The organism is Paenibacillus sp. A3M_27_13, from assembly GCF_024213315.1.
GTDB classification, from domain to species: domain Bacteria; phylum Bacillota; class Bacilli; order Paenibacillales; family Paenibacillaceae; genus Paenibacillus; species Paenibacillus polymyxa_B.
This window is the reverse complement of sequence record NZ_JANAVE010000002.1, coordinates 484,289-497,423: the sequence shown is the minus strand read 5'-3', so window position 1 is coordinate 497,423 and position 13,135 is coordinate 484,289. Positions and strand designations below refer to the sequence as shown.

The window sequence follows — 13,135 nt, the reverse complement described above, 5'->3', positions numbered from 1 at the left end:
TGACCATTACAGAGGTTTTTGTGACCTTAGAACTACATTTTATAGGTTTATATAGCTACTGCTTCCATTATTCTCGTAGATTATGCAAGGATTGCTGCACTATCGCATGCAATGCTTTTTCATTAAGTCCTGTCTGTACAAATTGAAAACGGTGATCTGCCAATTTCTGAACTCGGTCTATGATCTGCCCCAGATGATAAGCCGTATGCTCCACCACATGGTATACGTCATACATATTTATCGCCCCCGTATGGTCCAATGCTGCACAGAAGGATGAAAAAGCTTCTTCTACCTCATCCATCAGTTGTTCCTTGTTTTGCATGGAAGGTATAAAGCTATCCTCTATTCCTTGCTTGTATGTAATCGTCGGATCTATGAGCTTGGCTGCGTTTCTGCGCACATGCACCATGATATGGTTGATGATCCCACCAATGCTATTCGTTTCCGTCTCACCTACGCGCCATAGCACCTGTTCATCCAAAAGCACAATGCATGCCCGCAACTTTACCAAATATTGATCGTACATTCTGTGCTTGGATATGATTTTAAACTCATGCATGGAAGAATCCATATATTTATTTCCTCCTTCGTCCTATCAAGTGAATTTCTCAAAAAAATTACTTCCCTCGATCATCCAATACTGTTCAGGTGAAGGTACCTCGTTCAAAAAGTTTTGATATTCCCCTTTCCACCCCGCTGGGACATAGTGTTCAAACGAGGCTGGCTCAGGAAATAGCGAATAGAGAACTTTTTCATCAAAGTTAACATACAGAGCAGGACAGAACTCCAACACTTCATCCTGATGCTGAATAGCACCATCAAGCAACTGGAGCATTGAAGTTAGTTCCCCAGTAGCCACCTTATATTCACAGATGTGATCCAAAAATGCTCCCACTGTGGTTTCATCCAAAATAGGGATACCAAACCGTTCCTCCATCTCGGTATTCAAAAACCAATACTCTCTTTCCGTCACATACCAATTCCATTCCCCTTCAAAGATAACACCAACAATGATGTTTTGCGCATATTCAGGCCATAATTTCATGAGCTTCTCGCGTTCCCTTCTTTCTCACTCACAGTTCGATCCAAAACCGGTTTACACGGTTTCCGTCTTCCTCTATGTAATCCTTGTCCGGCGTTCCGCCATTTTGTATGATTGTTTTTTTGGAGGCAATATTATCGGAGTCGCATACGACCAGGGCTCGGGAAATCCCCAGCTCTTTTGCTTTTTCTAACGCCAAGGCCAGCATTGTAACAGCGTACCTGTTCCCTCGTGCAGAAGGACGGATACCGTAACCGATATGACCTCCGGCATTCATTAGGTGTTCGTTAAGGTCATGCCTGATATTCACTGCTCCCACGACCTGTTCATTCGCATTCACAAGCCAGTATGTTGAGCTTTTGACCCAGCCTTCAGACAGGTTGATTCCATTTTCCTGATTACTTAAAACCGTCAGCATACCTTCAAAATCGTACGGTTCTAAAGAAATCACCCAAGGCACCATATGCTCCTGGCTCTGTTTCCATTCCTCATAAAATGAAAGATAAGCTTCATTCCAGTCCTGATCCGGCTGTACCAATCTGACGGTCTGCATCCACTCACGGCCTCCTCTTTAAACGTTCAATTCATCTGCTATTGCTTATATTTCAATATCCATGAATTTTTGCGCCCAATCTGCAAAAGAGAGCTTATTATCCCAAGTGACTCGCTTCATCGCTTTGGCACATCCCCAGTTTAGAATCTGCTGATGCAGCATATGCACCCGGAAACGCTCAGTAAATCCTTCTTTGGCTTCCATCCCTTGTGCGTAAGCAGTAAGAAAACCCTTTGCCAACTCTTCTTCGCTGTTCTCCAGATACATGGTGGTTATTTTCGGAAGATCTGCAACCCCATCCCCAAAATAGGCTGTCGTAAAATCAAAAAGACCACTGACTCTCCAGCCCTTATCCCCATTCTGCACAAGGAAATTTTGCGGTTTAAAATCCCCCATCACAAAGGTCGCAGCTTCCAGCTGATCGAATGCTTGACGGGAGCCTTCCAATATTTCCTCTACCCATTCCATATCCTGTACAGAAATGTTCGAGTATTTTTTGGCATCCTCTAGCCAATATCGAATTCGTCCATACAACCATCCTCGATAAGAGACTTCAAAAGGGCGAATGGCTAGAGTTGTTGTATCCAGCTCTCCACTGTTCTTAACCTTCCAGCTATGAAGCTCCAACAGAACAGTAGCAAGCATTTCAGCCATTTGCTGTTTATCCAGCGAGGTCAGCTTTGCTTGCAACTCAGGTGTATGTATATGCTGACCGTATAGACGGGGCATAACTGCATAGCTCCAGCCGAAAATGTCCTCCGTATGATCCACAAGATACGGTGTTGGCACGGGTATTGGAGTCCGTGTCTGTATTTGCTCCACCATAAACTTTTCTTCTATCCATTGCCCTAGAAAAAGCGGGTTCCCCTTCAGCACAAACTGCCCAGCCGTTGAGGAAACATAGAGAGTTTGCCCTAGGACACCTTCTGCCGTTTTTTCGTAAGACAGCAAACGTCCCAAATCAAAACGATTCAGCATCCTTTGCATTTGATCATTTGTTACCTCGCCTAGCCGATTAGACGAAAAATAAATGGTCGTCGTCATCTCTACACACCATAGCTCTTAATCGTTGCTTCCAGGGTTTCATCCGTATCTGCTAGCCAAACGAAACTAACCTCAAACGTTCCCGGCTCGAAAAACAATGGAAATCTCCGCTTAAACCAATCCTGCATCGGCAGATTTAGCGCCTCCTTCATATCCACCCACAGCAGTTCTCCCTCAGGGGGATTTTTTAATAGGTCACCTTCAGTGGCTGTAGCCAAATAGTTAAAGACCATATATCTCAGTCCTTGACTTGGGTCACAATATTCGTCGATTCCTTTAAATACAATTTCCGTAACGGTTAAGCCTGTTTCTTCCTTTACTTCACGAATGGCTCCATTCACAATGCTTTCTGGAAACTCTACTTTTCCTCCTGGAGCAATATAACCCGGAAACCCCTTTCGATTTGGTCTATTCATAAGCAATACCTTGCTTCCGTCTTGAATCATACACATGGTATATATTTTGTGTGTCACTTCTGTTGTCAATCCGATCATACCTTTCTTTATTCACGATTCACTATAATCTAGCTTTTAACTTTCACACCGACATACTGTGGTTAAATATGGAATTCACCATACTTTAACTCGTTATTTTGTAGAGCGCAATAACTCTAACCATAGACTAGATTAGCGGGGTAACCTGGAGCGATCACAGTCCCTCGTCAAACAACTGTAGGCCTATGATTTCAAAGGCGACAACATCGCCCGCTTTAACGTTGACATCACCATTCATTTCTTCAGAATCCAAAATAAACGTAGTGTCTCCTATTACAATCTCCAGACATTCTATCCCACCTGCTTCGCCCTGCATCACTTGATGTATCGTTCCTTGAATCCAGTAGTCGCCTAGCTTGGGTTGAGGTCGAAAAATCCCTGTCTCTTCAGTAGACTTCAGCCTTCTGAACCCTTCTATACTGGATTGAGAAGTCTCGACCGAAATGACACAGCCGGGAATCATCTTATTCAAGCTTTGTTCATACGGAACAACATACGCATATCCAGAAGTCAGTTCATGCCAAAAATATGTCCAGTAGCCGTATACTTTTTCCTTGCCAATACTACGAATGATGATATGATGATCTTTATTTATTTCCTTGATCTGTACGCGCATATATAGAGTCCTCAGTAGATACTTTTCTTATAATAATAGTGTTTAAAGCCTCTTGGAGCATCGTCAATGACACCAACGACTTCATAGCCATGCTTTTCATAGAATTCGGGCGCTTGAAAAGTAAAGGTATTAAGTTGTATAAAATTACACCCTTTATCTTTAGCAATTTGTTCGATTTCACCAAGCAGTTGTGAACCGTAGCCCTTTCCTCTGTAGCGCTGATCTACCCACAAAATATCAACCTCCACCCAGTTCCAACATAGTACACTTAGGAGACCGCCGATCACCTGACCATCTTCATCTTTGAGCGTAAGATTAATCTCTTCGTATCGGGTTCGAATATCTGCTGGGACGTGTTTCGCATTAAACTCAATCAACTTGTTTCTGACTAAACGCGCTTCATCTCTACTACTTCGATTCATCTGAGGTTCCAGCGTCATGGCATAAATCCTCCAATTTGAAATGATTACTAGCACTTACTGATTTAAATATAGAAAATAATAGGGTTAAAATACTTTCATCTTCCTACTGTTATATATTGTATATACTTTTCTATGTTTAGTCACATGATTCAATTTAGATGGACAGAATTATTCTAATCTAAATATCGCTGATTAAAGTCGCTCCCTGGATTCATGCAAAATATTTAGTAAACGAAAAAAGCAGGCCCCTATGAAACGGAGAGCCTGCTATCGTTTGTATCCATCGTCTGTCCTACAGGAAAAAAGATGGGATGATTAAATTGAAATATCCAGTGATTTCCCCACTCCCGTAATATCACTGCTGTTAGCGCTGTTGATACGAGTTGTTTCCGTGTTACTTGGAGCGGGCTTTTCCATTTTTGGAGTTGACGTGCTGCTGGATTGCGAACTTTGCTGTGCAATTTGAGCTTCAATCTGTTTAATTTGCTGCTGAAGCTGCTTCATTGTTGTTTCTTTTGTATCTTTATTATCTTTACTTTGCTGTACCTTGTTGTACTCCGCTTCAAGTTGAGCTTTTTGCTTTTCCAGACTAGCTGTTTCGTTGGTACTGGATGAAGACGAAGTGCTTGCAACAGATATAGAACTGCTGGAAGTGGATGAAATGTTCATACGAGATTTCCCCTTTATAAAAGTATGAGTTTACACGTGTGGGCTAACCGGTTCTAAGCTATGGTATTGCACTCTAATGACTAATACGACGATGATATAGATTGTTCAAAAGTCTTAGCGATTTTATCGAATAAAGCCGATATTTCTTCATCTGTGGCATTTGATTCGTCTGTATTTCCCCACGCGTCTTTTAATGTAGAAAGCAGATCTGTTTCCTGATCTTTGTCCGAAGCTGTTGACCCGGATATAAGACTGGAACTCAGAACGCTTTGCAAATCACTCAGCAAGGATCTTTTTTCATCTACTGTAAGCTCTTTCTCAGATGTAGTGCTGTTATCCTCTTGATTGGAAGTCTCTTGGATATTCCATGCGAATGGAGGCATAATTCCACCCATTGCCTGCATCATAGGAGGCAGACCACTGCTATCCATTTCAGGATGGGACGGGTCTCCTTCAGGCGGCGGTGCAGGACGATTATTTTGGATCGTTTCTGCTATCTTATCGAATAGCTCCAATACTTCCTCATCTGTTGCCGTCGAAAGATCCCCACCGGCTAATAAATCGTTAACCGAAGCCAATGGATTCTTCGTGCTATTGGTGAGTTCATCTGTATCAGAGGAAGCACTTGAAGACATCAGATAACTTTGCAGATCAGACAACAGCATTTTCTGTTGGTCTGTAGTTAGTGCAATGGTATCCTGGTCGTCGTACTTGTAATCATTACTGTAGTTTTCCGTAGGAAGCGGAGCCTGCATTCCTCCCGTGTATTCCATAAATTCCTTGCTCAATTCGAGTGAATCGTTAGATTTCTTGTGTGTGGTATGACCCGTGGTATTTAGTCCATTCTCATTTGACTTCACCGTATTCGATTGATCATAGGAAGTCGTGATGAGATGCCTGTTAATGGATAGTGACAAAGTAGATCCCCTCTCAGTGTACATAATGTTTTTAGCTGCCCACCTACCTTTCATCGGCAGCAAATCTGAATGCAACCTGAGGGTATGCTGAATGATAACTGAATAAATACAGACTCACTAATACCGTAATCCTTTTTTTTATTTCCTAGACCATAGTCAAGGAAAATCCCCTCCGCAGGACGGGGGGATTAACCCTACTCGAGACAGGAGTAAGTAAAGGGATAATTTGTTACTCTTAGCAAAGAATAAATAAACGTATTCTAAAAATTGAAAGTAGGAGAATGATGTATGATCCGTATTAGCCATTTGGTTCACGAGAGACTTATGTTCCTATTCAAATTTTTGTACTCGCCTGCATATGTGGGTAGTGTAACACCAAGTTCCAGATTTTTAGCTAAAAATATGATAGAATCCATTCCATGGAGTGAAGTTCATGCTGTCGCCGAGCTTGGTGCTGGCACGGGGGCAATTACTCAATACATCCCGTCTGCTGCTAAATTTCAACCAAAGGTCTTACTCTTTGAAAAGGACCAGGCCATGCAGCAGAATTTAAAAAGAAGATTCCCGAATTATCTGTGCTATTCCGACTCGCGTGAGCTTCAGCTTGCTATGAAAAATGCCCAAATAGAACAGCTTGACTGCATAATTAGCGGGCTGCCATTTTTCAATTTTCCACAAGAGATGCGAAATCAAATTGTAGAACAAATTCATCTATCACTCAGGGATGGAGGAATGTTTGTCGCCTTTCAATACTCTAAACAGATGAAGCAACAGTTAGGTGAATGGTTTGATATTGAAGAAATCAAGTTTGTGCCTATGAACGTTCCACCCGCATTCGTGTATGTATGCCGAAAGAAAGCATAAGAAAGGAGTATGCGTATGGACGTGGAATATTTAATTTCCATCATCGAACAATACGGCTATGCAGCATTATTCTTTTCTCTATGGCTCGGAATTGTAGGTCTGCCCATCCCGGATGAAGTCATTGTGATGACTGGCGGGGCTGTAACAAGCATGGGCATACTTCACCCGTTACCCGCCTTTTTAATTGTATATCTTGGGGTTATATCAGGCTTGTCCTTAGGTTATGTATTGGGGAGAACCGTGGGTACACCGATTCTAGAACGTTTGCGCCGGAAGAAAAAAATGGACAAGTACATTACGTTTTCGGAAAAATTAGTACATAAGTATGGAAACTTCACTATTTGCATCAGTTATTTGCTACCGATCGTCCGTCACATTATTCCATATATTGTCGGAATCAATAAAATGAGCTTCAAGCGCTATGCTTTGTTCTCTTATTCAACGGGCTTGATCTGGACGCTGATCTTCTTTCTGCTCGGACGTATCTTTGGCGATCATGTACAAGCAGCAGGAGAACTGATCCATCGTTATGGCCTGCAGATGGCATTGCTTCTCATCATGCTGACAATTATATTTTTTATAATGAAATTTGTGTGGGGGAAGAAAACAACGGAGGAGTAAAGGTTGAGGATATTCGGCATGTTCATAATATAAGCGAATTTAAAAGTTACCTTTGGTTTTGTCCTTTTTAGCAATACTATCCATATGATATACTATAAACTAACAACAGAATGGCTTAGATGGGCGGTCGGCTAGTCTCCTGCAAAGGAGGTGATGCCTGTGGAGGTTAAAGATACATTAATGTTGATGATTCAATTTGCAACGTTGGTGATCTTGATTATTTCCTTCAACAAAAAGAAATAGACCGCCCTCCGGAAAAGGTTAGCGGTCTATTTTACTAATCCAACCCTACAGCCACCGCCCTTATAAGCGGCTGTTGTAAAAGAGTGAGGATGTTGGTAGCATCCTTACTCTTTTTTAGTATATACTTATTAGCTTTAGTTTATCACAGGAAAAACCATATTGCCAATATGGAAAATCTTTTTAAGAGGCAGCTTTCACCCTACGTTACTTCTTTAATTGAAGCAGCTTAACCAGCTTGTCATGAATGGCAGTATTCGGGTAATTCCCGCTAAACTGAGAAGATCCGGGGCCCATCGCGGTTAACGCCACATCAACAGATGTATGTCCTCCTGTGGTCCAGTCGATATAAAACTTTTCATTAGAGCCTTTTACAGTAAAAGGACCATCCTCTTTGGAGACGCCTTCACCGGATTCATCCTCCGCATCTTCGCCTTCAATCGCCAAACCGCCCGTTTCATGATCTGCCGTCACCAACACTAATGTATCTGGATGCGCTTTGGCATACTCTTTAGCTACTTTAACGGCCTTATCGAGCTGTTGCCCAGCCTTAATCGTTAACTCACCTTCATTGTCATGCGCCATCTCATCCGTTCCTTCTTCCTCTACCATCAGGAAAAAACCTTTTTGGTTTTTGGAAAGAACATCAATCGCTTTAGCCGTCATATCCGGTAAAGAAACCGTTGGGTTGTAAGAGTTACCCAGCTTGTTGTGAGCTTGAAACATCTCTTCATTGGCGAACAGCCCTAACAACTTAGAACCTTTAGCTGCTTTCATTTCTGTCTGATCCGTCACATAGCTATAACCCAGCTTCTTCGCTTGTTCCACCAAATTCCCTTGAGTTCCCTTACTAGCTTCCTCAGGATCTTCTGCCGGAGCATCTGGATGTTTGCCTACTGTTCCTGCAGGGTACCAGAAATCCTCACCACCGCCCAGAATAACATCCACCTTGCTTTTCTCCAGATACTGCTTGGCAATCTCGCTTTGAGCGGAGCGTTTTTCGACATGCGCACCAAAGGCGGCCCCCGTTGCGTCTGTCACTTGGCTTGTCGTCACGACACCTGTAGACATGCCTGCTTTTTTGGCTAGCTCCATAATCGTTGTCACTGGTTTTTTATTCAAGTCCATTCCGATCGCACCGTTATACGTTTTCACACCTGTTGCAATTGCAGTCGCAGCGGCGGCAGAATCCGTAACAAGATTATCCCCTGAACTTGTGCTAACCAAGCCAGTTACAGGCATGTTGTCCATTTCAAGTAATCCCGATTTCCCTACCGTCGCCAAGCGAATCGCGTTGCGACTTGCTTCTCCCATACCATCGCCGATAAAGAGAATGACATTCTTAGGAGCATCGACTTTCGCTGACGAGGTTTTCAGTCCTTTGGATACCTGTGCGGTAGTAGACTTGGTACTAGATGAGGCTGCAAAAGCGTTAGGGATATTAGCAGATAACAATGGCGCACTCAAAACGGTAATGGCACCGAAAGCAAGGATACTCTTTTTCATCGAACGCTTTTTCACAAGGTCACACTCCAATAAATTTAATATTCATATATGATAAAGTAATCATATATCTGCTTTGTAAAGCATCGTAAAGCAAAAGATTACACGAATGTAAAATTTGGAGTGACCACCTGTTTTTTATAAAACAAAAGAAGACACCGACTCTTGGTTTATCAAAGTCGATGCCCTCTGGCGTCTATATTTAAATGGCGGCGATATTTTTGCCGATCGGCATGGTGTAGTAGAGCGGTTTTTGCTGTCCATTTTGCTGATAGACTACAAGCAGAAGCGTGCGGCCTTCGGCTGTCAATGGACTTCCCCCACTCAGGATATGATCCAGACTAAATGGCAGTACATCCAGCACCGCGTGCTTTTGCAGTTCCTTTTCACTCAGCTTCAATGAAGCAAAGGCTGGAATAATCTCGCGGTATGGCTGAGGCTGTTGATTGCCTACATTCGCCTCACCTGTACTCTCCTTGCTCGCATCTGCCACTAAATCTGCAACCGCAGGTGACAACAGCGCGTCCGGGTGCTGGAGAATCATTTTCATGTAGCTGGACCAATCGTCCTTCTCCAAGGTATGCTCCCACCAGATTTTACGCGGCTTGTATTTATGGTTCAGGAAATAATCAAGCTTCATCAGTCCAAGCACCATATCCATTCGCTTTGTTCCACGCGATTCCAGAAAGGACTGGAGACGCGTGAACAAGTCTTCGAGCTGATGTCCGATTTTTTGCCAGCCCTGTCCTTCCCAGTAGTCTCCGAATTCCTGAAAGAAATCAAAAGCGGACGAGAATTCACGCTCAATCAGATAGTTGACTGTATGATCCATACGATGAGAGTTCCAGTATTTCTCCAATACATCTTCCAAGCGCTTGAGCCGGACGATATCGGCAAAGGAAAGGACGTCATTGCTCAGCATTTCATACGGCGCAACATCCATATACGTATAGTTATACTTGTCTGCGTCGATACGCAGTCCGGTGCCACGCAGCATTTTGAGGAAGCCAAGTTGAAGCTCTTCCGGGCCGAGCGCAAAAACGTCATTAAACGTTTTACGGAATGTGTTGTAGTCCTCCAAGGGCAATCCGGCGATCAAATCCAAATGCTGGTCGATTTTACCGCTTTGTTTGACCTTGGTAACAGTACGGGAAAGTTTGGTAAAGTTCTGGCGACGCTTAACCAGCTCATTGGTGGGATCATTCGTTGATTGGACGCCGATTTCAAATCGAAATACGCCCGGTGGCGCGTTTTCCGCCAAATAATCCAACACCTCAGGACGCATAATATCTGCCGTAATCTCAAACTGGAAGACACAGCCACGGTGATTTTCAATCAAAAATTTGAACATTTCCAGTGCATAATCGCGTTTAATATTAAACGTCCGATCCACGAACTTGATTAGGTTGGCCCCATTGTCGATCAGATACAAAATATCTGACTTTGTGCGCTCGATATCGTAATAACGTACCCCAACCTCAATGCTGGACAGACAAAACTGGCAGCTGAACGGACAACCCCGGCTCGTCTCAAAATAAACAACCCGTTTCCCGAGTTCCGGTATATCCTCTGCAAAACGATAGGGCGACGGCAGCTCGTTCAAGTCCGCTTTCGGGCGGCCGGGCATCTGAATAACCTCTTCTCCCTTACGGTAAGCCAGTCCATATACAAAATGGAACTTGCGATCCCCTTCCAGCTCCTGCAGCAGTTGATGGAATGTTTCTTCTCCTTCACCAACCACGATAAAATCCACATTCGCCAAACGCTTCATCCAGTGATCCGTATCGTAGGATACCTCCGGACCACCCAGAACAATTTTGACCTCGGGCATAATTTTTTTCAACACATCAATGACTTTAATCGTCTCTTCAATGTTCCAAATATAACAGGAAAAGCCGATAACATCTGCCCCCCGTTGAAACAAATCGGATACGATGTTCATCACCGGGTCCTTAATTGTGTACTCCGCCAGCTCGATATCAAAGTCCTTTTCACTGTAGGCTTTGAGGCATCGAATTGCCAGCGAGGTATGAATATATTTTGCATTTAACGTTGATAAAATGACTTTCATAGGTCACAACCTTTTATAGTTTGCATGAACTGTTCTATCCTTACCTTAGTATAGCTATTCAAAATCCTCGTACACATCGTCTGCATAAATCTCGTCCTCGCTTACCGTTCCCCCGATATTCCCCTGATTTTGAAAAAAATCAAGAAACGGCTTGCCGTACTTGCGGAACTTCACTTCGCCGACACCCTTGATCCGCAACATGTCTGCCTCGGATTGCGGGCTCGCTACGCTCATCTCACGCAGCGTCGCATCATTGAAAATGATATAAGACGGTACATGCTCCTGAGCGGCCAGATCGCGACGAATCAGGCGCAATTGCTCGAACACGGTTTCGTTGACTGCAGCCGGGTATGCATCGCGTCCCTGTCGTCCGCGTGAACCTGCTCCACCTGCAAAAGCCGTGGCATGTCGCACCACACGCTGCATGACTTCTCGCTGGCCTTTTAGCACTTCAGCCGCAAGCTGCTGCAAGCGTACGACCGGATATTGCCCCTCGGACAACATCAGATAGCCTTCCGAAACAAGAACATTGATAATTTCAGCAATTTCTTTTTCCGTCCGGTTGCCCATCACGCCATAGGTTGGCAGGCTGTCAAAACCATACTGCAGCACTTTTTTGTTACGCGAGCCTTTCAAGACCGAGGCGACCATCGAGACCCCATAACGCTCCCGCATGCGATGAATGCACGAAAAAATCTTTTGCGCATCTATGGTCATATCAACCAGTTCCCGCTCATCTGTACATGAACTACATATACCGCAAGCTTCATGCTCTTCCGCTTCTCCGAAATACTCAAGCTGTGCCGTACGTAGGCAACGAGTCGTGTAGCAATAATCAACCATCTGCTGGAGCTTGCGGTAGTCGTTGCGCTTGCGGTCTTCATCCTGTGGATTTTGCTCAATCAGAAACTTCTGCGTCACAATATCTTGCGGTCCGAACAGCAAAATACATTGACTCGGGTCGCCATCACGTCCTGCGCGTCCCGCCTCTTGCACGTAAGCCTCCATATTTTTAGGCATGTTGTAGTGAATGACATAGCGTACGTTCGATTTATCTATCCCCATGCCGAAGGCATTGGTTGCTACAATGACACGGATATCGTCGTACAAAAACCCTTCCTGGCTATCTGCACGTTCCTGATCTGTCATCCCGGCATGATAGCGCCCGGCTGCCATGCCTGCATCACGCAGCCGTTGGTATAAATCGTCCACGTCCTTACGTGTCGCCGCATAAATAATGCCCGATTCCCCCTCATGCTCACGGGCATAATTCAGTAAAAAGCTGCGTTTGTCTTCCCCGCGCAGCACACTGAACGCCAAATTGGGCCGTCCAAGGCCTGTAACGAACGTCTCCGGTGAGCGCAGACGAAGCAGGCGCACGATGTCATCCATGACCTGCGGTGTCGCCGTTGCCGTAAACGCAGCCACGATTGGGCGTTCATACAGCCCGTCCACGAATGGAGCCACAGCCAGATAGCTGGTACGGAAATCATGGCCCCACTGGGAAACGCAGTGAGCCTCATCTACCGCAACGCAGGAAATTGGCAACTGAGCCATTTCATCGCGAAACCAGTCCAGTTCCAGTCGTTCCGGTGCGACATACAGCAACTTCAAGTCACCATTTCGTGCAGCTCGTATGCGGTCATTCACTTCTCGACCACTCAACGTACTATTGATGTAGGCAGCAGCAATCCCCATTGTGGTCAGCGCATCCACCTGGTCCTTCATCAGCGAGATGAGCGGTGACACGACAATGGTCAGCCCCTCATGCAACAACGCGGGGATCTGGTAGCATATCGATTTTCCGCCCCCTGTCGGCATGATGCCCAACGTATCGTTGCCCTCCAGCATACTGGCCACAATTTTCTTTTGTCCCTCCCGGAAATCGGGATAGCCATAAAATTTTTGCAGCAAGTCCTGCGCCCGTTCCAATGTTGGTGCTTGTACACTCATAGTTTCAAAACTCCTCATATTTCTAGCGTCCTTGACGCATATCGGCTTTTCTTTCGTTACCTTTAGTTTACCGGGGTTCTGGGTAATGTTCAACCGCTAGAAGACTGCCAATCTGGTTTAGTCCCT

The 13,135-nt window shown here is 44.5% G+C and carries 15 protein-coding genes; 3 read left to right on the top strand and 12 right to left on the bottom strand.

The features are described 5' to 3' along the window. Positions 1 to 67: 67 nt before the first annotated feature. From NLX82_RS08745 to NLX82_RS08705, 9 genes are all read right to left on the bottom strand, one after another. On the bottom strand, positions 68 to 571 hold the full coding sequence (locus NLX82_RS08745) for a DinB family protein (protein WP_254347815.1): 504 nt from the start codon (positions 569 to 571) through the stop codon (positions 68 to 70). A gap of 24 nt (positions 572 to 595) precedes the next feature. Then, positions 596 to 1,045 carry a hypothetical protein gene (locus NLX82_RS08740; protein ID WP_023987715.1) on the bottom strand — a complete coding sequence of 150 codons (450 nt, stop codon included), beginning with the start codon at positions 1,043 to 1,045 and terminating at the stop codon, positions 596 to 598. A gap of 28 nt (positions 1,046 to 1,073) precedes the next feature. Beyond that, a complete protein-coding gene (locus NLX82_RS08735; protein WP_254347813.1) occupies positions 1,074 to 1,595 on the bottom strand; it encodes a GNAT family N-acetyltransferase in 522 nt (173 codons plus the stop codon). Positions 1,596 to 1,640: 45 nt separating this feature from the next. Beyond that, positions 1,641 to 2,639, bottom strand: a complete 999-nt coding sequence (locus NLX82_RS08730; RefSeq protein ID WP_076294968.1) for a phosphotransferase family protein — start codon at positions 2,637 to 2,639, stop codon at positions 1,641 to 1,643. Between the two features lie 2 nt (positions 2,640 to 2,641). Further along, a complete protein-coding gene (locus tag NLX82_RS08725; RefSeq protein WP_023987712.1) occupies positions 2,642 to 3,133 on the bottom strand; it encodes an 8-oxo-dGTP diphosphatase in 492 nt (163 codons plus the stop codon). Positions 3,134 to 3,287: 154 nt separating this feature from the next. Beyond that, positions 3,288 to 3,749: a hypothetical protein gene (locus NLX82_RS08720; RefSeq protein ID WP_023987711.1), complete on the bottom strand. Its 462-nt coding sequence runs from the start codon at positions 3,747 to 3,749 to the stop codon at positions 3,288 to 3,290. 11 nt (positions 3,750 to 3,760) lie between these two features. Then, entirely contained in the window at positions 3,761 to 4,189 is a 429-nt protein-coding gene (locus tag NLX82_RS08715; RefSeq protein ID WP_069080699.1) for a GNAT family N-acetyltransferase, read from the bottom strand. A gap of 297 nt (positions 4,190 to 4,486) precedes the next feature. After that, positions 4,487 to 4,840, bottom strand: a complete 354-nt coding sequence (locus NLX82_RS08710) for a FlxA-like family protein (protein ID WP_069080700.1) — start codon at positions 4,838 to 4,840, stop codon at positions 4,487 to 4,489. An 80-nt stretch (positions 4,841 to 4,920) separates the two neighbouring features. Then, positions 4,921 to 5,757, bottom strand: coding sequence for a hypothetical protein (locus NLX82_RS08705; RefSeq protein ID WP_069080701.1), 837 nt, complete (start codon positions 5,755 to 5,757; stop codon positions 4,921 to 4,923). A gap of 288 nt (positions 5,758 to 6,045) precedes the next feature. On the opposite strand from NLX82_RS08705, the gene NLX82_RS08700 reads away from it, so the two are divergent. The 3 genes from NLX82_RS08700 (at position 6,046) to NLX82_RS27710 (ending at position 7,485) form a co-directional block, all read left to right on the top strand. Then, entirely contained in the window at positions 6,046 to 6,621 is a 576-nt protein-coding gene (locus NLX82_RS08700; protein WP_250272556.1) for a class I SAM-dependent methyltransferase, read from the top strand. A 15-nt stretch (positions 6,622 to 6,636) separates the two neighbouring features. Beyond that, on the top strand, positions 6,637 to 7,242 hold the full coding sequence (locus NLX82_RS08695; RefSeq protein WP_023987704.1) for a DedA family protein: 606 nt from the start codon (positions 6,637 to 6,639) through the stop codon (positions 7,240 to 7,242). Between the two features lie 153 nt (positions 7,243 to 7,395). Continuing rightward, entirely contained in the window at positions 7,396 to 7,485 is a 90-nt protein-coding gene (locus tag NLX82_RS27710) for a putative holin-like toxin (protein WP_007429455.1), read from the top strand. 204 nt (positions 7,486 to 7,689) lie between these two features. On the opposite strand, the gene NLX82_RS08690 is transcribed toward NLX82_RS27710, so the two are convergent. The 3 genes from NLX82_RS08690 to recQ all read right to left on the bottom strand — a co-directional run bounded on the left by NLX82_RS08690 (position 7,690) and on the right by recQ (position 13,009). After that, entirely contained in the window at positions 7,690 to 9,003 is a 1,314-nt protein-coding gene (locus tag NLX82_RS08690) for an alkaline phosphatase (RefSeq protein ID WP_023987703.1), read from the bottom strand. A gap of 184 nt (positions 9,004 to 9,187) precedes the next feature. Then, a complete protein-coding gene (locus NLX82_RS08685) occupies positions 9,188 to 11,056 on the bottom strand; it encodes a B12-binding domain-containing radical SAM protein (RefSeq protein ID WP_028543002.1) in 1,869 nt (622 codons plus the stop codon). A gap of 54 nt (positions 11,057 to 11,110) precedes the next feature. Beyond that, a complete protein-coding gene (recQ, locus tag NLX82_RS08680) occupies positions 11,111 to 13,009 on the bottom strand; it encodes a DNA helicase RecQ (RefSeq protein WP_025724305.1) in 1,899 nt (632 codons plus the stop codon). Positions 13,010 to 13,135: the final 126 nt, after the last annotated feature.